The organism is Mycolicibacterium novocastrense, assembly GCF_001570485.1.
Classification (GTDB): Bacteria; Actinomycetota; Actinomycetes; order Mycobacteriales; family Mycobacteriaceae; genus Mycobacterium; species Mycobacterium novocastrense.
Genome location: NZ_BCTA01000002.1, coordinates 366,900 through 391,834, shown reverse-complemented (window position 1 = coordinate 391,834; position 24,935 = coordinate 366,900). Strand labels below are relative to the sequence as shown.

Here is a 24,935-nt window from a genome sequence, read left to right as displayed (position 1 = left end):
TGGCAACAACACGGCGATGACCGAGACCGATCTGCAGGCGCTCGCCGAGCGCGGCGCGGCAGAACTCGAGGGTGCAAGCGCGCACGACCTCCTGCGCTGGACCGACGAGAACTTCGGCGGGCATTACGTCGTGGCGTCGAACATGCAGGACGCGGTGTTGATCGATCTGGCCGCCAAGGTGCGGCCCGGCGTCGACATCCTCTTCCTCGACACCGGATACCACTTCGTCGAGACGATCGGCACCCGCGACGCCGTCGAGGCGGTCTACGACGTCAACATCGTCAACGTCACGGCGGACAAGAGCGTGGCCGAGCAGGACGAGTTGTACGGCAAGAACTTGTTCGCCCGAGAGCCCAACGAGTGCTGCCGCATGCGCAAGGTCGAACCGTTGTCGAAGGCGCTGCGTGGCTACTCGGCCTGGGTGACCGGCATCCGCCGCGTCGAGGCGCCCACGCGCGCCAACGCGCCATTCATCAGTTGGGACAAGGCTTTCGGGCTGGTGAAGATCAACCCGTTGGCGGCCTGGACCGACGAGGACATGCAGGACTACATCGACGCCAACGGAGTGCTCGTCAATCCGCTCGTCTATGAGGGGTATCCGTCGATCGGGTGCGCGCCGTGCACGGCGAAGCCGGTCGAAGGCGCCGATCCGCGCAGCGGCCGCTGGGCCGGTACCGGCAAGATCGAATGCGGACTGCACGCCTCATGAGGTCGCCGGCGAGGTCACTGTGACCCTCGTGCTGACCGCGCACGGCAGCGCCGACCCGCGTTCGGCGGCGGTGACGCATGCGGTGGCGGGCCGGATCCGGCGTCTGCGGCCCTGGCTCGACGTGCGTCCGGCCTTCCTCGAACAGAACGGCCCCAGCCTGCTCGACACCCTGAGCGGTCTGCACACCCCGGCCGTGGTCGTACCGTTCCTGTTGGCCAGCGCATTTCACGCGCGGGTCGACATCCCCTCGATCGTCGAGCAGGCGGGGGCGGTGGTCGACCGGGCCGAGGTGCTCGGCGAGGATCCGGCGCTGTTGACCGTGCTGCGGCAGCGGCTGGCCGAGCTCGGGGTCTCCCCCGACGACGACGGCCTTGGCGTCCTCGTCGTCGCGGTCGGTTCATCACATCCCGCCGCGAACGCGCGAACCGCCACGGTCGCCCAGTCACTGGGCTCTGGAACGCGTTGGGCGGGAGCCGAAGTGGCGTTCGCAACCGGGCCGTATGCGAGTATCCCGGAGACCGCCGAGCGCCTGCGTGCCCGCGGTGCCGAACGCCTGGTCCTCGCCCCGTGGTTCCTGGCCCATGGCCGGATCACCGACCGTGTGGCCGAATATGCTGCCGCACAAGACATTGCGATGGCCGAACCGCTCGGATCGCACAACCTCGTCGCCGCCACGGTGATGGACCGCTACGACGCGATCACCGCCGGCGCCGCCGCCGCCGCCTGATCGAATCTCAGGGCCTGACCTCGAACACGTTGTTGAACGGCGTCTGCGCGGCCAGCCGGAACCGGCGGAACCCGGCCTCGGTCACGACGTCGCGGATGCGGGCCGGACCCGCCTGAGTGCCCAGCGCCATGCCGACCGGCTGTGCCAGCGACGACGGTGTGCACAGCAGCGTCGAGAAGCCGTAGTAGGCGCGCCCGATCGGGTTGAGGTTGTCTTCGACCCGGTCACCGGCGGCCGGTTCGACCACCATCCACGTGCCGTCGTCGGCGATGACCTCGCGGATGTGGCATGCGGCGCCGATCGGATCGCCCATGTCGTGCAGGCAGTCGAACATCGTCACCAGGTCGTACGGTCCACCCCCGAACGCGTCGGCGGTCGCGGTCTGGAAGCTGACCGTTCCCGGTGTCCCGTTTCGTTCACGAGCCACCTCGATGGACTGGGTGTGGCCGTCCACGCCGACGAACGTCGAGGCGGGGAAGGCTTCGCCCATCAGAAGCGTCGACGCCCCGTGTCCACAACCGACGTCGGCGACGCGGGCGCCGCGGATGAGCTTCTCCACGACGCCGTCCAGCGCCGGAAGCCAATCAGCGACCAGATGTGCGGCGTAGGTCGGGCGGAAGAACCGTTCGCACCCGACGTGGACGTCGGAATTGTGATCTCCCCAAGCGACCCCGGCGCCTGCGCGGGCGGCCTCGATGATGCGCCCAGCGTCCGATGCGGTTCCGTGGGCGATCTGGAAGAGACCGCCCACGAAGGCCGGGCTGGTCTCGTCGGTGAGGGCGACGGCCTGCTCGGGTGGCATCCGGTAGCGCCCAGTCGTCGGGTCGTAATCGACGAAGGCGCCGGCGGTTTGGGCGTTGAGCCACTCCCTGGCGTAATGCTCGTCGGTGCCGGTGCGCTCGGCCAACTCTGCGGGGGTGCTCGGCCCGTGCTCGACGAGCGAACGGTAGTACCCGAGGCGGTCCCCCATGACGACGAGGGCGCAGTTGAGGGCCGCGCCGGCCTCCTCGACCGCCCGGAGTACGAACTCCATCAATTTCTCCGGATCGACCTGGGTCAGGGCACTGGAGGTGTTCATGCGAGCAACTGAACCAGCATTTGCGCCTCGCGGAATGGGGCAATTGCCCCATCTTCGGCCGCGACCGGCTCAGGCCTTGGTCAGGACCTCGTCGTCGGCCGTGTCGCTCGGAGGGACGTGTGTGCCGCCCGGCAATGGGGGGACCCGGGTCGCGCGGACGTAGACGGTGTCCCCCTCCTTGAGGCCCAGCGCCTCGGCATCGCCGCGGGTGATCTGCGCGGTGAACGGCGTCTGGTCGGTCGCACTGTGCAACTCGACGCGAACCTCGAAGCCCAGCATCACGATTCGATCGATGGTCGCCCGCACCACCCCCGTCGACTGCACCGAGTCGTCGCTGGCGGCGATCGCCATGTCGGGGTTGCGGCCGACGCGGATGTCGTGCGGACGGACCAGCGAGCCGTTCAGCGAGGACACCGCGCCGAGGAAGGACATCACGAACGCGTTGGCGGGTGAGTCGTAGACCTCTCCGGGCGAGCCGACCTGCTCGATGCGCCCCTTGTTCAGCACCGCGATCCGGTCGGCGACGTCGAGCGCCTCGGACTGATCGTGCGTCACCAGCACCGTGGTGACGTGCACCTCTTCGTGAAGCCTGCGCAGCCAGGCACGAAGGTCTTCCCGCACCTTGGCGTCCAGCGCCCCGAACGGTTCGTCGAGCAACAGCACCTGCGGGTCGACCGCGAGCGCGCGAGCCAGCGCCATGCGCTGACGCTGGCCGCCGGAGAGCTGGTTCGGGTAGCGGGTCTGGAAACCGGCCAGCCCCACCACTTCGAGGAGATTGTCGACCTTCTCTTTGATCTCGGCCTTGGGCCGCTTGCGGATCTTCAGCCCGAACGCCACGTTGTCACGCACCGTCAGGTGCTTGAACGCGGCGTAGTGCTGGAACACGAACCCGATACCGCGGCGCTGCGGCGGCACGTTCGTGACGTCGCGGCCGTTGATCGTGACCGTGCCGGAATCGGGCTGATCCAACCCCGCGATGGCCCGCAGCAGCGTCGACTTACCCGACCCGCTGGGTCCGAGCAGCGCGGTCAGCGAGCCGGACGGCACCTCGAAGTCGACGTTGTCCAATGCGGCGAAGTCGCCGTAGTGCTTGTTCGCGCCGCGCACGACGATCGCGTTCGTCATCTGTTCCTTCTTCCTACGCCTACTTGCCCGCCCGGCCCCGCCGCACGTCGAGCAACACCTGCGCGACCAACACCACCACCGCCACCGCCATCAGCAGCGTCGACACCGCATACGCGCCGTACTCGGCGCCGCGGGTGTAGCGGTCCGACACCAACAGTGTGAGCGTCTGCGAGCTGCCCGGCAGGTTGGACGACACCATCAGCACCGCGCCGTACTCGCCGAGGGTGCGCGCGATCGTCAACACGACGCCGTAGGTCAGACCCCACCGGATGGATGGCAGCGTGACCCGCCAGAACGTCTGCCACCACTGCGAGCCCAACGTGGCCGCGGCCTCTTCCTGATCGGTGCCGATCTCGTGCAGCACCGGTTCGACCTCGCGGATCACGAACGGCACGGTGACGAAGATGCTGGCCAGCACGATGCCGGGAATCCCGAAAATGATCTTGAATCCGAGGTTGTTCTCCACGAAGCCGAACAGCCCAGCCGAGCCCCACAGCAGGATCAGCGCGACACCGACCACCACCGGCGAGACCGCAAACGGCAGATCGATGATGGCCTGCATCGCACTTTTGCCGCGGAACTTGTTGCGCGCCAACACCAGTGCCGTCGGCACACCGAACAACACGTTGAGCGGCACCACGATCGCGACCACCAGCAGCGAAAGGTTCAGCGCCGAAATCGCGGCGGGGGTGCTGATCGATCCGATGAAGGCACCGACACCCGGCGAGAACGTGCGCCACAGGATCAGCCCCACCGGCACGACGACCAGGACGATGACGTAGGCCAGCGCGAGGTAACGCAGCAGGTGTTTGACTGCGGGCGAAAGGATCATGGCGCCAACGCGTCCCGTCGGGCGGCGCGCGAGCCGATTGCGCGCAGGATGAACAGCACGATGAACGATATGGCCAGCAGCACAATGGAGATCGCCGCGGCGCCGGTGCGGTCGTCGTTCTCGATCAGGGTGCGGATCCACTGCGAGGACACTTCGGTCTCACCGGGTACGGCGCCGCCGATCAGCACCACCGAACCGAATTCGCCGATCGCGCGGGAAAACGCCAGTCCCGCGCCCGACAGCAGCGACGGCAGGAGTGCGGGCAGCATCACCCGGGTGAAGATGATCCAGTTGTTGGCGCCCAACGATGCCGCGGCTTCCTCGATCTCGCGGTCCAGTTCGAGCAGCACCGGTTGAACGGAGCGCACCACGAACGGCAGGGTGACGAACAGCAACGCGACCCCGATGCCCCACCTGGTGTGCTGCAGGTGCAGCCCGACCGGGCTGGCCGGGCCGTAGAGCGCCAGCATGACCAGGCTGGCGACGATCGTCGGCAACGCGAACGGCAGGTCGATCACCGAGTCGATCAGCCGCTTGCCGACGAACTCGTCGCGCGTCAGCACCCAGGCCACCAGCAGCCCGAACACCAGGTTGACCGCCGTCACCCCGAACGACACGGTCAGCGTCACCTTGAACGACTCGATGGCCGCGTTCGAGGTGACCGCGAGCCAGAACGGCCGCCACCCGCCGCCGGCCGACTGCCACAGGATCGCGGCCAGCGGCAGCAGCACGATGAGGCTCAGCCAGATCGACGCGGCTCCCACCCGCAGCGACGTCGTCCCGTGACGACGCTCGAGCAGTCGGGACGCCCGGCCCGGCTCACCACCGGTGAGCTCGGGCCGGGACACCACCGAAGAGGTCATCCGGTCGCCTGGGTGTAGATCTTGGTGATCGTGCCGTTGTCCTTGTCGAACAACTCGGGATCCAGTGTCGCCCAGCCTCCGAGATCGTCGACGGTCCACAGCTTGGCCGGCGCGGGGAACTTGTCCCGGAACTCCTCGAGCACGGCGGGATCGACGGGCCGGAATCCGGCCTCGGCCCACAACTTCTGCGCCTCGGGGGTGTAGATGAAGTTCTTCAGCGCGTTCGCCTTGTCCAGGTGCGTGCTAGACGTCACCACGGCGACCGGATTCTCGATCTTGAAGGTCTCCGGCGGGTTCACGTACTCCAGGTCGAAGTGCAGCGCCTCGTTCTCGTAGGCCAGCAGCACGTCGCCACTGCCCTGCCGGAACACGTCGGTGGCCTCCCGGCCCGAACCCGGACGCAGCTTGATGTGCTCGGTCACCAGCTCGGTGACGTAGTCGAGACCGGCCTGCGGGTCCTGGCCACCCTTGCTGGCCCACGCGTAGGGCGCCAGCAGGTTCCACTTGGCCGACCCGGAGCTCAACGGGCTGGGCGTGATGACCTCGACGCCGGGCTTGAGCAGATCGGGCCAGTCCCTGATGTTCTTGGGGTTGCCGGGCCGCACCGCCAAGGACACCACCGACCCGAACGGGATGCCCTTGGTGGCGTCGGCGTTCCAGTCCTTGGCCACCTTGTCGGCCTTGACGAGCCGGGTGATGTCCGGCTCGACGGAGAAGTTGACGATGTCGGCGGGCTTACCGTCGACGACGGCGCGCGACTGGTCGCCGGAGGCGCCGTAGGACGTCGTGACGCCGACGCCCTTACCCTCCGGCGTGGCGGCGAACGCCGGGATGACCTTGCTCCAGCCGGGTTCGGGCACGGCGTAGGCGACCAGCGTCAGCGTCGTGTCGGCGCCGTTCCCGCCGCCCTCACCCACCACATCGCTCGATCCGCCGGCGCATGCGGCCAGCACTGTGGCGGTGGTGGCCAGCGCCGCCGCGGCGCGCCAGGTTCTGCGGATGTTGACCATCAGTGACCTTTCGTTGGGGGACTTCGGAGGAACCCGACCCGACGGGACGGCGATGGATCAGCGCGAGGCGTTATCCCACAGCCGTTACCGACACCGAACCGCGGACGGGCGGAGGAGTCAGCAACAACAACAGACATCGGCAACAGCGCTGAAACTCACGGCAATGAGGGCCAGAACATGGCCGCTCTTGTTGCCGGACGCTGTTTGCATGGCGCGAAGCCTAACAGAGTTCTCGCAACCTGCTCGGCGAGGGATGAAGTGCCGTCAACGAGTGAACAGCCACATGACGATCACCAGGATCACCAGGATGACGAGCACCAACGTCACCCGCGACCGCGGCATCCCGCCGCTCATCGGTGCGCATCCCGTTCGTCGTGGCGAACGCGGCGCCACAACCTGATCCCGTTACCGAGGGCGCCGTCGAGCACAACCGCGGTGCCGTAGGCCAGCGCGAGCACCACCGGCATCACCACCGCGGTCTGGGCGACGAACGGCAGGCCGGTCAGCCAGAGCTCCACACCGTCCCACCAACTCAGGAAGCCACCCACGCGGCCAGCCTAGCGATGCGAGGATGTGCACGTGGCCGCCGACTCGGACCCCGCCCCCCGGGCCGGGGACACCACCTGCATCGTGGCCGGTGGCGGCCCGGCGGGCATGATGCTCGCGCTGGTGCTCGCCCGCGCCGGGGTCGACGTCACGGTGATGGAGAAGCACGCCGACTTCCTGCGCGATTTCCGCGGCGACACCGTGCATGCCAGCACCCTGCGGCTGCTCGACGAGTTGGGGCTGTCCGATGAGTTCGCGGCGCTCCCCCACCGTGAGATCGACACGCTGTCGATGACGGTGCAGGGCACGCCGGTCACCATGGACCTGCGGCGAATCCCCGGTCCCCACAAGCACATCGCGCTGGTCCCGCAGTGGGATTTCCTGGAACTGCTGGCCACCGCCGCAAAGCGGGAGCCGACGTTCACCCTGCTGCGCAGCACCGAGGTGCTGGGGCCGATCCGCCACGGCGACCGGGTGGTCGGTGTGCGCTACCGCGGCGCAGACGGCGAGGTGCGCGAGATGCGCGCGGCGTTGACCGTGGCCTGCGACGGGCGGTCGTCGACGCTGCGCACCGCGATGGGGCTCGAGCCGAAGGACTTCGGTGTGCCGATGGACGTCTGGTGGTTCCGGCTGCCCCGCGACCCCGAGGATCCGCACGGGCTCGCCGGTGTCCTCGGCGCCGGGCACGCGCAGATCGTCATCGACCGCGGCGACTACTACCAGTGCGCCTACGTCATCCCCAAGGGTCGCGACGAGGAGTTGCGGGCGCAGGGCATCGGATCGCTGCACCGCGGTGTGGTGTCCCTGGTGCCGTGGTTGGCCGACCGCGTCGGGGCGGTGACGTCGTTCGACGACGTGAAGCTGCTCGACGTGCAGTTGAACCGCCTGCGGCGCTGGTACAGCGACGGCCTGCTGCTGATCGGCGACGCCGCCCACGCGATGTCGCCGGTCGGCGGGGTCGGGATCAACCTCGCGGTGGCCGACGCCGTCGCCGCGGGCCGTGTCCTGGCGGGTCCGTTGCGCTCGGGCACGCTGTCGAACCGGCATCTGGCCCGCGTCCAGGTGCGGCGCTGGCTGCCCGCCGCGCTGATCCAGACGGTGCAGAGGGTGATCCACCGCCGCGTCATCGCGGTCGCCGTCGCCTCTACCGGCCAGGCCGAGGCGCCCCGGTTCGTGCGCGTGGCCGCCGGGCTGGCGCTGCTGCGCCGCGTGGTGGCCTACGGCGTGGCGATCGGCCCCTTACCCGAACACATTCCGGCCTTCGCCCGGCGCTGACCGCGCCGTAACCGCCAACAAGTAGACGCCGAGCGCGTCGGCAGTCGATGATGACGGCATGGTTCTGCAACAAACCGGGCCGTCGGACGGGTCAACAGAAACCGAGAACGGGGCGAAGCCGGCCGAGGCCGTCATGGCGAACACCCCGCTGACCGTGACCGCGCCGACACCGTACGCGCCGACCGGAGCGTTGCGAAACCCGTTCCCGCCCATCGCCGACTACGGCTTTCTGTCCGACTGCGAGAACACGTGCCTGATCTCCTCGGCCGGGTCGGTCGAGTGGTTGTGCGTGCCGCGGCCCGACTCGCCGAGCGTCTTCGGCGCCATCCTCGATCGCGGGGCCGGCCACTTCCGGTTGGGGCCCTACGGGGTGACGGTGCCCTCGGCGCGGCGCTACCTGCCCGGCAGCCTGATCCTGGAGACGACGTGGCAGACCCACACCGGCTGGCTGATCGTGCGCGAGGCGTTGGTGATGGGACCCTGGCACGACCTCGAGACCCGGTCGCGCACCCACCGCCGCACACCGATGGACTGGGACGCCGAGCACATCCTGCTGCGCACCGTGCGATGTGTGAGCGGCACGGTCGAACTGGTGATGAACTGCGAGCCGGCCTTCGACTATCACCGCATCCCCGCGACCTGGGAGTACTCCGCGCAGGCGTACGGCGAGGCGATCGCGCGCGCCAGCCGCGACGCCGACGCCCACCCCACGCTGCGGCTCACCACGAATCTGCGGCTCGGCCTGGAGGGCCATGAGGCCCGGGCGCGGACCCGGATGAAGGAAGGCGACAACGCGTTCGTCGCGCTGTCGTGGTCCAAGCACCCGGCGCCGCAGACCTACGAAGAGGCCGCCGACAAGATGTGGCAGACCAGCGAGGCCTGGCGCCAGTGGATCAACGTCGGCGACTTCCCGGACCATCCGTGGCGGGCCTACCTCCAGCGCAGCGCGCTGACGTTGAAGGGGCTGACCTACTCCCCGACCGGTGCGCTGCTGGCCGCGCCCACCACGTCGTTGCCGGAAACGCCTCAGGGCGAACGCAACTGGGACTACCGCTACGCGTGGGTGCGCGATTCGACGTTCGCGTTGTGGGGGCTCTACACACTGGGCCTGGACCGCGAGGCCGACGACTTCTTCGCGTTCATCGCCGACGTGTCGGGCGCGAACAACGGTGAGCGGCATCCGCTTCAGGTGATGTACGCCGTCGGCGGCGAGCGCACGCTGGTCGAGGAGGAACTGCGCCACCTGTCCGGATACGACGGGGCGCGGCCGGTGCGCATCGGCAACGGCGCCTACAACCAGATGCAGCACGACATCTGGGGCACCATGCTCGATTCGGTGTATCTGCACGCCAAGTCGCGCGAGCAGATCTCCGACACGCTGTGGCCAGTGTGCAAGGCGCAGGTCGAAGAGGCGATCAAGCACTGGAAGGAACCCGACCGCGGTATCTGGGAGGTGCGCGGCGAGCCGCAGCACTTCACGAGCAGCAAGATCATGTGCTGGGTGGCGCTGGACCGCGGCTCCAAACTCGCCGAACTGCAGGGCGAGAAGTCCTACGCCCAGCAGTGGCGTGCGACCGCCGAGGAGATCAAGGCCGACGTGCTCAAGCACGGCGTCGACTCCCGCGGTGTGCTGACGCAGCGTTACGGCGACGACGCGCTCGACGCCTCGCTGCTGCTGGCCGTGCTCACCCGGTTCCTCCCGCCCGACGATCCGCGGGTGCGCGCGACGGTGCTGGCCATCGCCGACGAGCTGACCGAGGAAGGCCTCGTGCTGCGGTACCGCGTCGAGGAGACCGACGACGGGCTGGCCGGTGAGGAGGGCACCTTCACGATCTGCTCGTTCTGGCTGGTGTCCGCGCTGGTCGAGATCGGCGAGATCAGCCGCGCCAAGCATCTGTGTGAACGACTGCTGTCGTTCGCCAGCCCGCTGCATCTGTACGCCGAGGAGATCGAGCCGCGCACCGGCCGGCACCTCGGCAACTTCCCGCAGGCGTTCACCCACCTGGCGTTGATCAACGCGGTCGTGCACGTCATTCGGGCCGAGGAGGAGGCCGACAGCTCCGGGGTGTTCGTCCCGGCCAACGCCCCGATGTAGGTCGCGTCAGCCGGCCAGGGCGGGTTCGCGGGAAGCGGCGTAGTCGCTCCACGCGACGAGCACCGCCTCGAGCTGTTCGGTGGTGTGCCTGCCGAGCCCGCATTCGGTGGAGATCCCGAACTCCGGCAGGAATTCCGACGCCAGCGCCGCCCTCGCCCGCGCGCCGTCTGCACCGTCCTCGGCGTGCAGCAAGCCGAGATAGATCTCGGTTCCGGCTTCGAGCGCCAGTCCGCTCAGCGGCTGCCAGTGCGCCCGCCTGTTCCAGGCCGCGACCGTCGCCGCCTGGATGGCGTCGATGCGGCGCGGCACATGGCGCGACAACCCGTTGGCCAGCGTGACGATCGCCGAGGCGTCCCGTGGCAGGATGTGCCGGCCTCCGCGGGCGGCCGCCTCCTCGTCGGGTGGATCACCCATGAACGGCGACGCGCCGAACTTCGAATCGCCGTAGCACAGATGAAAGGTCAGCTCGGCGTCGTCGTGGACCCAGGACGCCAGCCGCGCCGTGGCCGCAAAGATCGGCTCGAAACCGCCGTAGGGGTTGGGGAACCACCCTTCGATGGTCGCCAGTTCGGTCGGCAGGTCCCACTGAATCGCCAGGTCGCTCGGCGGGATCGCCTCCTGCAGCGCCTCGACGCTGAGTCGTAACGCCTGCTCGTAGGCGTAGGCCACTTCGACCTGAGAGTCGAACTGCGCGAACGAGTTCACGGCGTTGAAGGGCGTCGGAATGGACACCAGGAAACGCGAGTCCTCGGCCAGCACGCCGTCGCGGCGAGCGGCGATGAAGCGGGCGTAGGAGCCGGCGGCGACGCTGTGGTAGTCGAGCGCGCCGAACGACACCGGTGTCCCGGCGCGCACCCGGACCTTGCCGTCAACGACGTCCAGGGTCGGGTTGGCCAGGAAGTGGTCGGCCTGGGTGAGCACCCAGTTGGCGCGGTCACCGGGTTCGCCGTCGGGGACGCGGGTCACGCCGGGCTGAAGCCGGTTGCCCACCAAAGCGAACGCGTCGTCGACGGTGGCGACGTTGATGCTGCCGGTGAGATAGAAGCCTGTCATGGCGAATCCTTCGTTTCAGAGGAGGACACCGAGCCGCGGCGGCTTGGTGCCGCGAAGGGTGTGGTTGCCGATGTGGACGTATTTCCAGCGGGCGGGATCGTGCAGCGAGTGCACGCGCACGTTGCGCCAGTGCCGGTCCAGCGCGTGCCCGCGGTCGGTGGCCGATGCGCCGGCCAGTTCGAAGATGCCGCTGGCGATCTCGACGGCGAACTCCTGTGCCAGCGCCTTGGCCGCGGCCACCCGCAACGACGCGGCGGCCGCGGCGTCGCGGCTCAGCTCCGGTGCGCTCAACGCGTCGTCGACCAGGCCTGCGCCCTGGGCGAGCAACGCCTCGAGCGCGTACAGGCGGGCCGTCAGTTCACCGAACCGGCGCACCACGTGCGGTTCGTCGGCGGCGTTGTCGACTCCTGCTTCGAACCACGGACGCGACCTCGTGGTGACGAACCGTGCGCCGTCCTCCAATGCGGCGCGCGCGATTCCGATGTCGACGGCGGCGTGCAGGGCCTGGTCGAAGGCGCCGAGCACCGACGGCGGCGCGGTGACCGGATCGGGGTCGGGTCCCTCGTCGATGACGAATTCACCCTCCACGACGACGTTGTCGAAGACGACCTCACCGCTGGCGGTGCCGCGCTGCCCGAACGAGGACCAGCGGTCGAGGTTGAGGGTGACGCCGGCATCGGTGGGCCGGACGAAAACGGTTGCGCCGTGCGACGGTTCGGTGTCGGGGATGCGGGCGGCGACGGCGATCCACGTCGCCCCGAGCGTTCCCGTCGCGTAGTACTTGGTGCCGTTGAGCCGCCACGTGCCGTCGGCCTGGCGCACCACGGTGGTCCGCCGCTCCGCGCTGGTCCGGGTGCCGCGTTCGACGGTGGCGTTGCCGAGCTGGGCGCCGGCGAGCACGTCGCGGTAGATGCGCGGCGCCGGGTCGTTGTCCCCGAGCCCGCTGATCGCCTGGCTCAGCACGTAGTGGGAGAGCAGTAGCTGCCCGACGGCCGAATCCGCCTGAGACAGAATGCGTAGGACTTCGACGGCGGTGGCGCGCGGAAGGTCGGGGCCACCATGCGCGGCGGGGACGATGATGCCCAGCAGCCCCGAGTCGCCGATCCGGCGGAGCTCCGCTTCGGGCCAGATTCCGTTGAGTTCCCGCTCGACCGCGCCGGCAGCGATGTCGGCCGCGATGAGATGGGCGGTGCGCAGCGCCTGCTCGGCCGAAGTCAGGACGGGCGTGGTGCTTTCGGTGGTGGTCATGGTTGGCCAATCTAGGATCGTCGGCGGTGGGGCGGAACCGGGGTCAAGCGACGCTGAAGGGACGTTCAGCAACGCTGTAAGCGCTCTCGGCACGCAGGTGGGCGCCGGCCGAGCGGACAAGGGACACAAAGGTCGTCAGCGGTGTGTTGGCCGCAGGCGCCTTCGCGGTAGCCACGCAGATGCGCCGCACCGGTGCACGTCCGACGATCCGCCGTAACACCACACCGGGGTGGACACCGCCGTGAGCGGCCAGCGACGGTACGAGAGATACACCGAGATCGGCGGCCACCAGGCCCTGCACGGTCGAGTAGTCCTCAGCGCGCAGCGTCACCGACGGTGCGAATCCGGCGTGTCGGCAGGCTCTTTCGAACACCCGGACGTCGGGGCACACCCCGGTTTCGGTGCTGACGATCCACTGTTCGTCGGCCAGAGCCGCGAACGGCAGCGTCGATGCGGCCGTCAGTCGGTGGTTCGCGGGCAGCACCGCGTAGAACTCGTCGTCGTAGACCGCGTCGCTGTGGACACGCGGGAACTCCGGGTCCTCGCCGGGAACCTCGGTGATGACCGCCGCATCGACCTCGCCTGCCACCAGCATCCCGACGCCCTGCTCGGGGTCGGCGGGAACCAGTTCGACGTCGATGTCGGGACACAGCGTGCGGAAGCGCGCGATCGCACGGGGCAGCAGGGTCGCGGCGGCGGTGGCGAAGGACGCGACCCGCACCGCACCGGCCCGGGCGCCGGCCAGCCGCGCGAGATCGCGTTCGGCAGCCGTGACCGCCGCGAGGATCACGTCGGCGTGTTCGAGCAGCCGGGTGCCCGCGGCCGTCGGCCGCACCCCGCTCGGGCTGCGCACCAGAAGCGTCGAACCGATGTCTCGTTCCAGGGCGGTGATCTGTTGTGACACAGCCGATGTCGTGTAGTTCAGCGCCAGCGCGGCCGCCGACAGCGAGCCACAGCTCACGACTTCCCGCAACACCAGCAACCGGCGCACATCGAACACGGGCGAAACGTAACCGGACGACTGCCAATTGCCGACGGTTGCGATCAGCCCGATGTAATCGCCTCAGTACGCGCTCGCGACGCCTTTGGGTGTGATGCCGTGATGCAGTTCGGCGACGTCGGGATGGGCCCTGGTGCGCGATTTCCACGCGTTCTCGCCGTAGGTGTTGAAGATCGGGTTGTCCGGATCGGCCTCCACCCCTCGCGACAGCGCGGCCAACCGCGGCGGCAGCTCGATGATCGGGACCAACGCGTCGAGCGCCGGATTGAGGAAATACGGGATCGACACGCGGTCGGTGCCCGGCGGCGGTGCGAGCACGCGGTGGCGGGTGGCGCGCAGATAGCCTCCGGTCGCGACCTCGAGCAGTTCGCCGATGTTGACGATCAACGCGTCGGGCAGCGGGGGCACGTCGATCCACTCCCCCGCGGCGCCTTCGACCTGCAGCCCCTCGGATCCCTGCTCCACCAGCAGCAGGGTCAGCACGCCCGAATCCTTGTGCGCGCCGACACCCTGCGAGGTGTCGGCGGTGCCGGGGTATCGCACGACCTTCAGCAAGGTGGCGGGCCGGTCGGCGAATGCCGCATCGAACGTGTTCTCCGCCGCGCCCAGCGACACCGCCCAGTGCCGCAACAGCCGCAGCCCCACAGCCGACAGCGCGGCGGTCCAGCCCTCGAAGGCGGCGCGGAAGCCCGCGGGCGCCGACGGCCACAGGTTGGGGCCCTGCAGCCGCCAGTAGCCCTCGGCGCCGTCGATGACGGGCCGCTCCGGACCGATGTCGATCTGCTCACGCCAGTCGACCCGGCCGTTGGTCAGCTCACCGCCGATGCGCGAATACCCGCGGAACTGCGGGCTTTTCAGCTGGCTGATCTCGTTCTTCGCCTCCGTCGGCAGGGCGAAGAACTCGCGTGCGAGGCCGAGCACGTGTTCGATCTGCGCGCGCGGAACACCGTGCCCCACCAGATAGAAGAACCCGGCGTCGTGTGCGGCTTCGCGCAGGCGGGCCCGGAACCGGTCGGGTCGGGTGTCCGCCTCGGCGAGGTCGAGAACCGGCAGCATACGGTCATTGTGGTTCCCCGCCCCGCCATCGGCCATCCGCCTCAACAAAGGCTGCAGGGGCGTGAAGGAACCGTGAAACACCCGGATGCGCCTCGACTGCCCGGTCCCGGACGTCTGTTACTTGGCCGCGTTGGCGAGCATGTCCCGCGCGATGGTGGCCGCCTCGTCACCGATCGAGTAACTGCACGCCCACGCCTCGACGGTCAGGTTCGAGGCGGCCGACAGCGCATGTTGGCAGGCCCAGCCGTCGGCATCCTGTTGCGTCGTGACCTGGGTGATCATCTCGTCGTCGGTGCGGACCTCACTGAGCTCCCACAGGTACGAGTCTCCCGAACTACCCACGACCACAGTGGAATTGGCGCAACCCTCCCACGCCGCCCTGGACTTGTCGAAGAAGCGCTGCGCATCCTCGGCCGACGTGTACAGCACCGCTGTCTGTTCGACCCAGTGGTTGTTGTCGTCGTCGGGTTCGCGCGCCACCTGGTCGCGCACATCGGTCCACCCACTGCCCGCATACACCGGCCCCTCGGCACCGTACATGGCGCCGAGGCACTCGCGATCCGACACGTCGTCGGAATGATCGGTCATCTCCTCGAGTTCGCTCGTGACCTTCATCGTGGTCGAGCCCATGATGCCGTTCAGTTCGCCGATGGTGAGCAGCACGTCGTCAAGCGTCGCCGCCGTCAACTCCCGCACCTCGACCGCCTGGCCGCGTATCGCTATGCCCGCCACGGTGCTCACACAGCCCGCCAGCACGGCCGATGTCGCCAGGACGACACCCGCGGCGAACAGTCGCGACGCCGTGCCGAATCGAGTCACCGAGTTATTGTGACCGACTTCGGCCACATTCGCGGCGTGGCCGACAATTTCGTCCGCACTCTTCAGGACTGGGCGATTTTGTCCATCATCAGGTCGGCGACCGCGGTCGCGTGCCGGGCGCCGGTCGGACTGGGTCCGGCGACGTCGGTGATCTCCACCTCCACGATGCAATCGCCGGCCACACCGAGGGCCCGCTGCAGCGTCGACCCGGCGTCCTGCATCACCACCGCCGAGACGATCTCGTCGTCGACGCCCACCTCGGTGATCCGGCTGGATCCCTCTGCGCCGCGCTCGGGTTGGTTCAACACCAGCGTCTGGCCGTTGCACCGGTGCCACTTGTCAGCCGACGTGGCGAAGAATTCCTGCGCGGCATCGGCGTCGATGAACTCGACCACCCCGAAGAACCCGGTGACGGTGGGCCCGTGGGCGTCACCGCCGGCCCACGACTGGCTGACCACCGACCGCACCGGACTGGCCTGATACACGACCTTCTCCAACCGGTATCCGGTGCTCACACAGTCAGGAGGCGTCGCCTCGGCCTCGCGCACACCCTGCAGCAGCATGTCGGCGCCGCCTTCGACGACCTGGCCCATGAAGCCGCCGGCCCCGAACATCGTGGTCAGCTCCTCGGCGGTGGGAAGCGCCTGGTCGAGCATCCGGTTCGGCGACGGTTTGACGACCTCGGCGACCCGCGGAGCCGGCGCTTCGCCAGCGGGCGCCGAACAGCCGGCGACGATCGCGCATGCGCCCACCAGTGCCGCCGTCATCGCCGCCGCGCGCACGCCGTCCTACTTCTTGGCCTTGTCGGCGGCCGACGAGTCGGTGGACAGGGCGGCGACGAACGCCTCCTGGGGCACCTCGACCCGGCCGATCGTCTTCATCCGCTTCTTGCCTTCCTTCTGCTTCTCGAGCAGCTTGCGCTTGCGGGTGATGTCCCCGCCATAGCACTTCGATAGCACGTCTTTGCGGATCGCGCGGATGTTTTCGCGAGCTATGATCTTCGATCCGATCGCCGCCTGCACCGGAACCTCGAACTGCTGGCGCGGAATCAGCTCCTTGAGCTTGGTGGTCATCTTGTTGCCGTAGGCGTACGCCGACTCCTTGTGCACGATCGCGCTGAACGCGTCGACCGGCTCACCCTGCAGCAGGATGTCGACCTTGACCAGGTCGGCCTCCTGTTCACCGGCCTCCTCGTAGTCCAGGCTGGCGTAGCCGCGGGTGCGCGATTTCAGCGCGTCGAAGAAGTCGAAGATGATCTCGCCCAACGGCATCGTGTAGCGCAGCTCCACCCGTTCCGGGGAGAGGTAATCCATACCGCCGAGTTCGCCGCGCCGCGACTGGCACAGCTCCATGATGGTCCCGATGAACTCGCTGGGCGCGATGATCGTGGTCTTGACGATCGGCTCGTAGACCGTGCGGACCTTACCCTCCGGCCAGTCCGACGGGTTGGTCACGGTGACCTCCGAATTATCCTCCTGCACAACGCGATACACGACGTTGGGTGACGTGGAGATCAGGTCGAGGTTGAACTCGCGCTCGAGCCGCTCACGGGTGATCTCCATGTGCAGCAGGCCCAGAAAGCCGCTGCGGAAACCGAATCCGAGCGCCACCGACGTCTCCGGCTCATACGTCAGCGCCGCATCGTTGAGTTGCAGCTTGTCCAGGGCGTCGCGCAGGTCCGGATAGTCCGAGCCGTCAACGGGATACAGCCCCGAGTAGACCATCGGGCGCGGCTCGCGGTACCCGGTGAGCGGCTCGGCCGCGCCGTGGCGTGCCGTCGTCACGGTGTCACCGACCTTGGACTGGCGCACGTCTTTCACGCCGGTGATGAGGTAGCCGACCTCGCCGACCCCCAGACCCGCGGAGGCCTTGGGTTCGGGCGAGACGATGCCGACCTCGAGCAGTTCGTGGTGGGCGCCGGTGGACATCATCTTGATGCGTTCGCGGGGCACGATCCGGCCGTCGACGACGCGGACGTAGGTGACCACTCCGCGGTAGGTGTCGTAGACCGAGTCGAAGATCATCGCCCGGGCCGGTGCGTCGGCGTCGCCGACCGGCGGCGGAACCTCGCGCACGACGTGGTCGAGGAGGTCGGCCACGCCCGCGCCGGTCTTCCCGGAGACCCGCAGCACGTCGTCGGGTTCGCAGCCGATGATGTGGGCGAGTTCGGCGGCGTACCGGTCGGGATCGGCCGCGGGCAGGTCGATCTTGTTGAGCACCGGGATGATGTGCAGATCGCGATCCAGGGCCAAATAGAGGTTCGCCAGCGTCTGCGCCTCGATCCCCTGGGCGGCGTCGACGAGCAGCACCGCACCTTCGCACGCCTCGAGCGCACGTGACACCTCGTAGGTGAAGTCGACGTGGCCCGGGGTGTCGATGAGGTGCAGGACGTAGTCCTCGTCCCCGAGCTTCCAGGGCAGCCGGACATTCTGCGCCTTGATCGTGATGCCGCGCTCGCGCTCGATGTCCATCCGGTCGAGGTACTGCGCGCGCATGTCACGATCGGCGACGACGCCGGTGAGTTGCAGCATCCGGTCGGCCAGCGTCGACTTGCCGTGATCGATGTGGGCGATGATGCAGAAGTTCCGGATCTGCGCCGGTGCCGTGAAGGTCTGATCGGCGAAAGTGCTGATGGGAATCTCCTGGTGAACGCGGACTTCGGGTGTCACCAGCGTATCCAGGCGGCGCCGTAAGCACACAATCGTGCTGGGCCGCGCTCGCTTATGCTCGGAAATATGCCTGCGCCCTGGAGACCACTGCAGACATTCCAGAGGATTGCCGAGAACCTGGTGTTCAACGAGGCGCCGAAGATCATCCGGCAGATCGGTCAGTCCGAGACCGTGCAGCGCGGTATCCAGCAGGGCATCAGGATCGGTCTGGACGCGATCGCCGGCACATCGCGGGACGAGACACCGGCGATCACGACCGGACGCCCCGTCAGCCGTCACTTCGTGCCGACCGCCCACCGCGCCCGCAAGGTGGTGTACGCCCCCGACCTCGACGGCCGCGCCGACCCGGGCGAGATCGTGTGGACGTGGGTGGTCTACGAGGACGACCCGACGCAGGGCAAGGACCGACCGGTTCTGGTGGTGGGCCGCGACCGGTCCACGCTGCTCGGCCTGATGCTGTCCAGCCAGGACCACCACCGAGACGATCCGGACTGGGTGGGCATCGGCACCGGTACCTGGGATTACGAGGGGCGAGCCAGTTGGGTGCGGCTGGACCGGGTGCTCGACGTTCCCGAAGACGGAATCCGCCGCGAAGGGGCGATCCTCGCCCGCGAGAAGTTCGAAGTGGTCGCCGCGCGGCTACGCGCCGAATACTCCTGGAGCTGACCCCCCACCCCTTTTTTTTTCCGCGAGTGACCGCGTCTGCCCCGCGACACGCCGCGCGCGCATGGCAATCGGCGGTCGCTCGCGGCCGTTTGCGGAATGTCAGCGTGGCGCCCGCCACTTCTGCCTCACCGTGGCTCACGCCACATGGGCCACATGGGCGGGCCGCCGTCGGGCAACGTGATCTCGCCGGTGACGTCGAACCCGAAGCGCTGGTAGTAGCCGATGTTGTCGGGGTTGCTGGACTCGAGGTACGCGGGCGCGTGCTCGGCGTCGCAGCGGTCGAGGCGCGAGCGCATCAGGGCCTGCCCGTATCCGGTGCCGCGCACCGTCGGGTCGCTGCCGATCACCCCCAGGTACCAGTGCGGCTCCTCGGGGTGGTGCTGCTTCATCAGCTCGGCCATCGCCTGACCGCGCCGCACATTGGCTCCCATCGCCCGCATGAACGCCGGCATCATCCTCAGCTCCTGCAGCCCGCTCTGCCTCCACTCGCCCGGCGGGTCCCACAGCGCGGCGGCACCGATGCGCTGGCCGCCTGCGACCTCAACTCCCTCGGTGCGCAGGAAATGGTGGCGAATCATGGTGGCGAACACCCGTGCCAGGGCGCGCTCCCGCGCAGCGTCCTTCGGCAGCATCCACTTCATCACCGGGTCGTCGTAGAACGCGCGCGCCAGCACCGCAGACATCTGGCGCACATGCCGGCGCGCCGCCGGAGCGACCTCGACGTCAGCCACGGGTGATGTAGGCCTGCAGCTGCTCCTGCTGCGCTTCGAGCTCTTCCATCCGCGTCTTGACGACGTCGCCGATGCTCACGATGCCCACCAGCCTGCCGTTCTCCATGACCGGCACGTGCCGGACCCGGTTCGTCGTCATCAACGCGCTGAGGCTGTCCACCGAATCGTCCGGAGCGCAGGTCGCCACCAGCGTGGTCATGATCTCCGACACCGGTTTGGTGAGTAGTTCTCCCCCTCGACGGTGCAGCGCCCGCACGACATCACGCTCGGAGACGATCCCCATCAGGCCGTCCGGCGACACCACGACCATCGCGCCGATATTGTGCACCGCCAGCTCGGTGAGCAACCCCGAGACCGACGTCTCCGGAGTTATCGTGGCCACCGCGGCGCCCTTGTTCCGCAACACGTCCGCGATCCGCATCCTTGCCTCCGCTCGTGATCTTCCTCACAGGCTAGGTTGGACTGCCTCGGCGCGGAAGGCTTTGCGAGGTTGCAACCCGGTCACACTCGGGCCGCAAAGTCGCGAAATGGCATTCCAGCAGCGCAAAGTCGAGTACACACCTGCCGGAATGCCGATTCGGCCCGTCTCGAAGCCCCCTTCGCCGCGCCCCTCGGGTATATGTGGGGCCATGATCGAGATCACACTGCTTGGCACCGGAAGCCCCATCCCCGACGCCCACCGCGCCGGACCGTCCACGCTCGTGCGCGCGGGCGGGCAGACGTTTCTGATCGACTGCGGTCGCGGCGTGCAGCAACGCCTGACGGCCGCGGGCGCGCCCGCCAACGGACTGTCCGCGCTGCTGTTGACGCATCTGCACAGCGACCACATCGCGGACCTGGGCGACGTGATCATCACCCGATGGGTGTCGACGTTCACGCCCGAGCAGCCCCCGCTGCAGATCATCGGACCGCCGGGCACCGCCGAGGTGGTCGAGCACACCCTCAAGGCGTTCGGCTTCGACATCGGATACCGGATCGCGCACCACGCCGACCTGACGGCGCCGCCCCCGGTGGAGGTGCACGAGTACACCGAGGGTGAGGTGTGGAACCGCGACGACGTGACGATCCGGGTTGCGCCCACCGACCACCGCCCGGTCACCCCGACCATCGGTTTCCGCATCGAGCACGCCGACGCCTCGGTGGTGCTGGCCGGCGACACCGTTCCCTGCGAGAGCCTCGACGAACTCGCGGCGGGCGCAGGTGCCTTGGTGCACACCGTGATCCGCAAGGACCTGGTCGACAGGATGGCCATGCAGCGCATCCGCGACATCTGCGACTATCACTCCTCGGTCGAGCAGGCAGCCGAAACCGCGGCGCGCGCGGGGGTGGGCATCCTGGTCCTCACCCACTACGTGCCCGCGATCGAACCCGGGCAGGAAGACGACTGGCGCGCGTTGGCCGCGTCGGTCTTCGACCGGCAGATCGAACTCGGTGACGATCTGCTTCGCGTCGAGGTGCATCCCGGCATCTCCGCCAAGCCGACCGGGTGATCGGTCAGGCCAGGCGGGTGATCTCGACGACGACGTCGAGGTCGGTCGAGCCCTCACCGGAGTAGATCCCCTTCAGCGGGGTGACATCGGAGTAGTCCCGGCCGACACCCACGCTGATGTACTGCTCGTTGATCGGGGCGTCGTTGGTCGGGTCGTAGTTCCACCACCCACCGGTCCACGCCTGCACCCAGGCGTGGCTCTGCCCGTCGATGGTGTCGGCGATCGCCGCTTTGCGGTTCGGGTGCAGATACCCCGACACGTAGCGGGCGGGAATGCCCATGGAGCGCAACAGGATCAGCGTCAGGTGCGCGAAGTCCTGGCAAACACCCTTGCCCTCGCGCAACGCGTCCAGCCCCGACGAGTGCACGCCGGTGGTGCCCGCGACGTACGCCAACTCGCTGCGCACCCACGATGCGGCGGCGGTGACGGCCTCGCACGGCGTGCGGTCCTTGATGATGCGCTGACCGACCCGGCGTATGCGCTTGCTCGCCGGCGTGTAGTGGGTGGGAGCGAGAACCTCGTCGAACCTGTCGACGACGGCCTCGGAATGCAGGTCCTCCCATGTCACTTCGCGTTCGGGCATCTGGTCGGCGTCGGTCTCCACGACCGACGACGACGTCACCTCCAGTTCGGTGTGCGGTGCGTGCAGGTCGAACGCCGTGACCGCGGTTCCCCAGTAGTCGACGTAGCGGTAGTTGCGGGTGGCCGGCACGGTCTCCACGCGGTTGAGGATCACGTTCTGCCGCGAGTCCGACCGCGGTGTCAGCCGCGCCTCGTTGAACGACGCCGTCACCGGAGACTTGTATGCGTACCCGGTCGAGTGCACGACCCGCATCCGCCACATCACTGTCTCCTCATCGCTACGCAAGCGCTCATCGTTAGAGTTCACCTTCTTCGATGACGAGCGTGCCGTTGTGGCCCGCATCGTGCCATGCCACCCAGGGTGCGGAGTGAAAGTACTGCAGCGCCAACGCCGCTCCGACATCGAAGCACGTCTTCTGCAGGTCGGCCAGCCGCTGTTCCAGCGACTCGAGCAGCACACCGGGACGCAGGAACTCCAACTCGCTGCGGGCCCGGCCGAGGAGTCGCTGCGCCTCGGCGGTGGCCCCGAGGCGGCTGTGGGGTCGGTTCATCAGCTCGTCGAGGCTGTGTTCGGCAAGTCGCAGCGAATAGAAGATGGAACGTGGGAAAAGCCGGTCCAGCAACATGAATTCGACGACGCGACCGGCGTCGAGCACGCCGCGATAGGTGCGCAGGTAGGTGTCGTGGGCACCCGCCGACCGCAGCAGCGTCACCCATGCCGGTGACGACGCGCTGTCCCCGACCCGCGAAAGCAGCAGCCGCACGGTCATGTCCACGCGTTCGATGGCCCGGCCGAGCACCATGAAGCGGTAGCCGTCGTCGCGTGACAGCGTCGAGTCGGCCAGCCCGGCGAACATCGCGGCGCGGCCCTCGACGAACGAGAGGAATTCGTGCGGCCCAAGACGTTTGGCGGCCCGTTCCCGCTCGGCCAGCGCGTTGTAGGTGGTGTTGAGGCACTCCCAGATTTCGGTGGATGTGACTTCCCTTGCGCCGCGGGCGTTTTCGCGGGCCGCCGAAATGGCGTCGACGATCGATCCCTGGGTGCCGCGACTGAAGGCGACGATGTCGGTCAGCGACCACACGTCCAACGGCGCGTCGGGAGCCTCCATCCCCAGCACCCGCAGCAGCGTCCGCGAGGCCTGGTCGGGGTCAACGCTGGAGTCTTCGAGCAGTTGATGCACGGTCACGTCGAGGATGCGGGCGGTGTCGTCGGCGCGTTCGACGTACCGGCCGATCCAGTACAAGGATTCGGCGTTGCGGGCCAACATCAGCGCACCACCCCTTTACTGCTGCTGTTGCTGTTGGTCTTGGGTCTGCCCGTCGCTGCTCTCGGCCTTGGGCCCGCGCGCAGACTTGGGCAGCTTGCGCACCACTTCGGCGGCGCCGAGCTCGCGGTCGGCGGCCGAGGTGCGCGAGGCCAGCACCCAGGTGTCCTTCGATCCGCCGCCCTGGCTGGAGTTGACCACCAGCGAACCCTCGGGCAGCGCGACGCGGGTCAGCCCGCCGGGCAGCACCCACACGTCGTCGCCGTCGTTGACCGCGAACGGGCGCAGATCGACGTGCCGCGGCACCAGCTGGTCCCCGATCTGGGTGGGCACGGTCGACAGCTGCATGACGGGCTGGGCGATCCAGCCGCGCGGATCGTTGCGGATCTTCTTGGCGACGGCGGCGAGCTCCTTCTCCGAGGCGTCCGGCCCGAACACGATGCCGTAGCCGCCGGAGCCCTCGACCGGTTTGATGACGAGCTCGTCGATGCGGTCGAGCACTTCCTCGCGTTCGTCGTCGAGCCAGCATCGGAATGTGTCGACATTGGCCAGCAGCGGCTTCTCGCCGAGGTAGTACTCGATGATCGTCGGCACGTAGGTGTAGACGAGTTTGTCGTCGCCGACGCCGTTGCCGACGGCGCTGGAGATGACGACGTTGCCCGCCCTGGCCGCGTTGAGCAGCCCGGCGACGCCGAGCACCGAGTCGGGCCGGAACTGCATCGGGTCGAGGAACGCGTCGTCGATGCGCCGGTAGATGACGTCGACCTGCCGCTCGCCCTCGGTGGTGCGCATGTAGACGGCGTTGTCGCGGCAGAACAGGTCGCGGCCCTCCACCAGCTCGACACCCATCTGCCGGGCCAGAAGCGAATGCTCGAAGTACGCCGAGTTGTAGACACCAGGGGTGAGCACGACGACTGTGGGGTCGGCGACGTTGTTGGCCGCGGCGTTGCGCAGCGCCCGCAGCAGATGCGACGAGTAGTCACCGACGGCGCGAACCCGGTGGGTGGCGAACAGGTTCGGAAACACCCGCGCCATCGTGCGGCGGTTCTCCATCACGTACGACACCCCGGACGGTGAGCGCAGGTTGTCCTCCAGCACCCGGAAGTCGCCCTTGGCGTCGCGGATCAGGTCGATGCCCGCGACATGGATGCGCACCCCGTTGGGCGGCACGATGCCGGCGGCCTCGCGGTGAAAGTGCTCACAGGAGGTGATCAGTCGACGCGGGATGACGCCGTCGCGCAGGATCTCCTGCTCGCCATAGATGTCGTCGAGGTAGAGCTCGAGCGCCTTGACCCGCTGGATGATGCCGCGTTCCAGGCGCGTCCACTCCGCCGCGGAGATGACGCGCGGAACCAGGTCGAGCGGGAAGGGACGTTCCTGGCCGGACAGCGAGAATGTGATGCCTTGGTCGATGAACGCGCGGCCGAGCGCGTCGGCGCGGGCTTCGAGTTCGGAGGCGTCCGACGGGGCGAGCTCGGCGTAGATGCCCTTGTAGGGGCCCCTCACGTTGCCTTGGGCGTCGAACATCTCGTCGAAGGCCTTGGCGTAGCTTGCGGGATCGCTGTAGCCGGAGAAGACGCCCTGGTAGCGCTTGGCCTGCTTACGTGGGCTCCGCGACGGTCGTGCGGACTCGGTCGGCAGGGTTCGCAGGCTCACCCCTGCCATGCTGCAACACTTCGGACATATCGGCAGGCCAGAGGACTCACTTTGGGCATTTACCCACTCCGCTGGTAACCTGAACCCTCGCTGCCCGCCTACCGGGCGCCTACCAGACTTTGGGAAACCCCTACAGGATTTACGAAGGACTACACGCGTGGCCAACATCAAGTCGCAGGAGAAGCGCAACCGGACCAACGAGCGCCGCAGGCTGCGCAACAAGTCGGTCAAGTCGTCGCTTCACACCGCGGTGCGTGGCTTCCGGGCGGCCGTGGAGGCCGGCGACAAGGACAAGGCCCAGGAGCTGCTGGCCTCGACCAGCCGTCAGCTGGACAAGGCCGCCAGCAAGGGCGTCATCCACAAGAACCAGGCCGCCAACCGCAAGTCGGCGCTGGCCTCCGCGTTCAACAAGCTCTGAGCGTTCAACAAGCTCTGAGCCC

Annotated in this window: 26 protein-coding genes; 7 read left to right on the top strand and 19 right to left on the bottom strand. The window is 68.3% G+C overall.

All coding sequences use genetic code 11. The features are described 5' to 3' along the window. Positions 1–16: 16 nt before the first annotated feature. Both RMCN_RS02080 and RMCN_RS02075 read left to right on the top strand, forming a co-directional pair. Complete coding sequence (locus RMCN_RS02080) at positions 17–709, top strand: phosphoadenylyl-sulfate reductase (RefSeq protein WP_067386943.1); 693 nt, start codon at positions 17–19, stop codon at positions 707–709. Between the two features lie 19 nt (positions 710–728). Then, positions 729–1,436, top strand: a complete 708-nt coding sequence (locus RMCN_RS02075) for a sirohydrochlorin chelatase (RefSeq protein ID WP_067386853.1) — start codon at positions 729–731, stop codon at positions 1,434–1,436. Between the two features lie 7 nt (positions 1,437–1,443). Here RMCN_RS02075 and RMCN_RS02070 read toward each other — a convergent pair whose 3' ends face one another. The 7 genes from RMCN_RS02070 to RMCN_RS02045 all read right to left on the bottom strand — a co-directional run bounded on the left by RMCN_RS02070 (position 1,444) and on the right by RMCN_RS02045 (position 6,892). Then, positions 1,444–2,514 carry a class I SAM-dependent methyltransferase gene (locus tag RMCN_RS02070; protein ID WP_067386850.1) on the bottom strand — a complete coding sequence of 357 codons (1,071 nt, stop codon included), beginning with the start codon at positions 2,512–2,514 and terminating at the stop codon, positions 1,444–1,446. Between the two features lie 69 nt (positions 2,515–2,583). Next, positions 2,584–3,639: a sulfate/molybdate ABC transporter ATP-binding protein gene (locus RMCN_RS02065; protein ID WP_067386848.1), complete on the bottom strand. Its 1,056-nt coding sequence runs from the start codon at positions 3,637–3,639 to the stop codon at positions 2,584–2,586. 19 nt (positions 3,640–3,658) lie between these two features. Further along, positions 3,659–4,471 (bottom strand): sulfate ABC transporter permease subunit CysW, encoded by an 813-nt coding sequence (cysW, locus tag RMCN_RS02060; protein ID WP_067386846.1) that lies wholly within the window; start codon positions 4,469–4,471, stop codon positions 3,659–3,661. Continuing rightward, positions 4,468–5,334, bottom strand: coding sequence for a sulfate ABC transporter permease subunit CysT (gene cysT, locus RMCN_RS02055; protein WP_067386844.1), 867 nt, complete (start codon positions 5,332–5,334; stop codon positions 4,468–4,470). The genes cysW and cysT overlap by 4 nt, the downstream gene beginning before the upstream one ends. Continuing rightward, positions 5,331–6,344, bottom strand: a complete 1,014-nt coding sequence (locus RMCN_RS02050; RefSeq protein WP_067386842.1) for a sulfate ABC transporter substrate-binding protein — start codon at positions 6,342–6,344, stop codon at positions 5,331–5,333. The genes cysT and RMCN_RS02050 overlap by 4 nt, the downstream gene beginning before the upstream one ends. Positions 6,345–6,461: 117 nt before the next feature. Further along, on the bottom strand, positions 6,462–6,554 hold the full coding sequence (locus RMCN_RS32055) for an Ms4533A family Cys-rich leader peptide (RefSeq protein ID WP_353612094.1): 93 nt from the start codon (positions 6,552–6,554) through the stop codon (positions 6,462–6,464). 140 nt (positions 6,555–6,694) lie between these two features. Beyond that, positions 6,695–6,892, bottom strand: coding sequence for a hypothetical protein (locus RMCN_RS02045; protein WP_064413688.1), 198 nt, complete (start codon positions 6,890–6,892; stop codon positions 6,695–6,697). Between the two features lie 31 nt (positions 6,893–6,923). Here RMCN_RS02045 and RMCN_RS02040 point away from each other — a divergent pair, with 31 nt between their 5' ends. Next, positions 6,924–8,165, top strand: coding sequence for an FAD-dependent oxidoreductase (locus tag RMCN_RS02040; protein WP_067386839.1), 1,242 nt, complete (start codon positions 6,924–6,926; stop codon positions 8,163–8,165). Positions 8,166–8,223: 58 nt separating this feature from the next. Continuing rightward, positions 8,224–10,260 (top strand): glycoside hydrolase family 15 protein, encoded by a 2,037-nt coding sequence (locus tag RMCN_RS02035; protein ID WP_064350498.1) that lies wholly within the window; start codon positions 8,224–8,226, stop codon positions 10,258–10,260. 6 nt (positions 10,261–10,266) lie between these two features. Here the strand turns inward: RMCN_RS02035 and RMCN_RS02030 are convergent, their stop codons facing one another. The 7 genes from RMCN_RS02030 to lepA form a co-directional block, all read right to left on the bottom strand. Beyond that, positions 10,267–11,313, bottom strand: coding sequence for a hypothetical protein (locus RMCN_RS02030; protein WP_067386838.1), 1,047 nt, complete (start codon positions 11,311–11,313; stop codon positions 10,267–10,269). 15 nt (positions 11,314–11,328) lie between these two features. Next, positions 11,329–12,561, bottom strand: a complete 1,233-nt coding sequence (locus RMCN_RS02025; RefSeq protein ID WP_067386836.1) for an acyl-CoA dehydrogenase family protein — start codon at positions 12,559–12,561, stop codon at positions 11,329–11,331. A 43-nt stretch (positions 12,562–12,604) separates the two neighbouring features. Continuing rightward, positions 12,605–13,561: a LysR family transcriptional regulator gene (locus tag RMCN_RS02020; protein ID WP_067386834.1), complete on the bottom strand. Its 957-nt coding sequence runs from the start codon at positions 13,559–13,561 to the stop codon at positions 12,605–12,607. A gap of 63 nt (positions 13,562–13,624) precedes the next feature. After that, positions 13,625–14,617, bottom strand: a complete 993-nt coding sequence (locus RMCN_RS02015; protein WP_067386832.1) for an isopenicillin N synthase family dioxygenase — start codon at positions 14,615–14,617, stop codon at positions 13,625–13,627. A gap of 117 nt (positions 14,618–14,734) precedes the next feature. Beyond that, a complete protein-coding gene (locus RMCN_RS02010) occupies positions 14,735–15,436 on the bottom strand; it encodes a sensor domain-containing protein (protein ID WP_064413706.1) in 702 nt (233 codons plus the stop codon). A 62-nt stretch (positions 15,437–15,498) separates the two neighbouring features. Then, positions 15,499–16,218, bottom strand: coding sequence for a sensor domain-containing protein (locus tag RMCN_RS02005; RefSeq protein WP_067386830.1), 720 nt, complete (start codon positions 16,216–16,218; stop codon positions 15,499–15,501). 6 nt (positions 16,219–16,224) lie between these two features. Continuing rightward, positions 16,225–18,171 (bottom strand): translation elongation factor 4, encoded by a 1,947-nt coding sequence (gene lepA, locus RMCN_RS02000; RefSeq protein WP_110765726.1) that lies wholly within the window; start codon positions 18,169–18,171, stop codon positions 16,225–16,227. Between lepA and RMCN_RS01995 the strand changes: the two genes are divergently transcribed. Further along, on the top strand, positions 18,172–18,771 hold the full coding sequence (locus RMCN_RS01995; protein ID WP_067386826.1) for a type II toxin-antitoxin system PemK/MazF family toxin: 600 nt from the start codon (positions 18,172–18,174) through the stop codon (positions 18,769–18,771). 125 nt (positions 18,772–18,896) lie between these two features. Here RMCN_RS01995 and RMCN_RS01990 read toward each other — a convergent pair whose 3' ends face one another. After that, entirely contained in the window at positions 18,897–19,502 is a 606-nt protein-coding gene (locus RMCN_RS01990) for a GNAT family N-acetyltransferase (protein ID WP_067386825.1), read from the bottom strand. Beyond that, the gene (locus RMCN_RS01985) at positions 19,495–19,923 is read right to left on the bottom strand and encodes a CBS domain-containing protein (RefSeq protein ID WP_064413678.1); all 429 of its coding nucleotides are present in this window, start codon (positions 19,921–19,923) and stop codon (positions 19,495–19,497) included. Before RMCN_RS01985 ends, RMCN_RS01990 begins: the two co-directional genes overlap by 8 nt. Positions 19,924–20,131: 208 nt before the next feature. Between RMCN_RS01985 and RMCN_RS01980 the strand changes: the two genes are divergently transcribed. Continuing rightward, the gene (locus tag RMCN_RS01980) at positions 20,132–20,992 is read left to right on the top strand and encodes a ribonuclease Z (RefSeq protein ID WP_064413677.1); all 861 of its coding nucleotides are present in this window, start codon (positions 20,132–20,134) and stop codon (positions 20,990–20,992) included. 4 nt (positions 20,993–20,996) lie between these two features. Here the strand turns inward: RMCN_RS01980 and RMCN_RS01975 are convergent, their stop codons facing one another. Genes RMCN_RS01975 through RMCN_RS01965 form a run of 3 tightly spaced genes read right to left on the bottom strand, consistent with a single transcriptional unit; the run spans position 20,997 to position 24,504 of the window. Then, positions 20,997–21,836, bottom strand: coding sequence for a transglutaminase family protein (locus RMCN_RS01975; RefSeq protein ID WP_067386823.1), 840 nt, complete (start codon positions 21,834–21,836; stop codon positions 20,997–20,999). Between the two features lie 34 nt (positions 21,837–21,870). Beyond that, on the bottom strand, positions 21,871–22,842 hold the full coding sequence (locus RMCN_RS01970) for an alpha-E domain-containing protein (protein WP_067386821.1): 972 nt from the start codon (positions 22,840–22,842) through the stop codon (positions 21,871–21,873). A gap of 15 nt (positions 22,843–22,857) precedes the next feature. Continuing rightward, positions 22,858–24,504 carry a circularly permuted type 2 ATP-grasp protein gene (locus RMCN_RS01965; protein ID WP_201028781.1) on the bottom strand — a complete coding sequence of 549 codons (1,647 nt, stop codon included), beginning with the start codon at positions 24,502–24,504 and terminating at the stop codon, positions 22,858–22,860. Positions 24,505–24,652: 148 nt separating this feature from the next. On the opposite strand from RMCN_RS01965, the gene rpsT reads away from it, so the two are divergent. Then, positions 24,653–24,913: a 30S ribosomal protein S20 gene (gene rpsT / locus RMCN_RS01960; protein ID WP_064350435.1), complete on the top strand. Its 261-nt coding sequence runs from the start codon at positions 24,653–24,655 to the stop codon at positions 24,911–24,913. The last annotated feature ends 22 nt before the right edge of the window (positions 24,914–24,935 follow it).

Excerpts from the sequence above, each read along its gene's own strand:
- RMCN_RS02080 (WP_067386943.1), top strand. The coding sequence starts at position 17 with ATGACCGAGACCGATCTGCAGGCGCTCGCCGAGCGCGGCGCGGCAGAA.
- RMCN_RS02070 (WP_067386850.1), bottom strand. The coding sequence starts at position 2,514 with ATGAACACCTCCAGTGCCCTGACCCAGGTCGATCCGGAGAAATTGATG.
- RMCN_RS02065 (WP_067386848.1), bottom strand. The coding sequence starts at position 3,639 with ATGACGAACGCGATCGTCGTGCGCGGCGCGAACAAGCACTACGGCGAC.
- cysW (WP_067386846.1), bottom strand. The coding sequence starts at position 4,471 with ATGATCCTTTCGCCCGCAGTCAAACACCTGCTGCGTTACCTCGCGCTG.
- cysT (WP_067386844.1), bottom strand. The coding sequence starts at position 5,334 with ATGACCTCTTCGGTGGTGTCCCGGCCCGAGCTCACCGGTGGTGAGCCG.
- RMCN_RS02050 (WP_067386842.1), bottom strand. The coding sequence starts at position 6,344 with ATGGTCAACATCCGCAGAACCTGGCGCGCCGCGGCGGCGCTGGCCACC.
- RMCN_RS32055 (WP_353612094.1), bottom strand. The coding sequence starts at position 6,554 with ATGCAAACAGCGTCCGGCAACAAGAGCGGCCATGTTCTGGCCCTCATT.
- RMCN_RS02035 (WP_064350498.1), top strand. The coding sequence starts at position 8,224 with ATGGTTCTGCAACAAACCGGGCCGTCGGACGGGTCAACAGAAACCGAG.
- RMCN_RS02030 (WP_067386838.1), bottom strand. The coding sequence starts at position 11,313 with ATGACAGGCTTCTATCTCACCGGCAGCATCAACGTCGCCACCGTCGAC.
- RMCN_RS02025 (WP_067386836.1), bottom strand. The coding sequence starts at position 12,561 with ATGACCACCACCGAAAGCACCACGCCCGTCCTGACTTCGGCCGAGCAG.
- RMCN_RS02015 (WP_067386832.1), bottom strand. The coding sequence starts at position 14,617 with ATGCTGCCGGTTCTCGACCTCGCCGAGGCGGACACCCGACCCGACCGG.
- RMCN_RS01995 (WP_067386826.1), top strand. The coding sequence starts at position 18,172 with ATGCCTGCGCCCTGGAGACCACTGCAGACATTCCAGAGGATTGCCGAG.
- RMCN_RS01985 (WP_064413678.1), bottom strand. The coding sequence starts at position 19,923 with ATGCGGATCGCGGACGTGTTGCGGAACAAGGGCGCCGCGGTGGCCACG.
- RMCN_RS01980 (WP_064413677.1), top strand. The coding sequence starts at position 20,132 with ATGATCGAGATCACACTGCTTGGCACCGGAAGCCCCATCCCCGACGCC.
- RMCN_RS01975 (WP_067386823.1), bottom strand. The coding sequence starts at position 21,836 with ATGTGGCGGATGCGGGTCGTGCACTCGACCGGGTACGCATACAAGTCT.
- RMCN_RS01970 (WP_067386821.1), bottom strand. The coding sequence starts at position 22,842 with ATGTTGGCCCGCAACGCCGAATCCTTGTACTGGATCGGCCGGTACGTC.
- RMCN_RS01965 (WP_201028781.1), bottom strand. The coding sequence starts at position 24,504 with ATGGCAGGGGTGAGCCTGCGAACCCTGCCGACCGAGTCCGCACGACCG.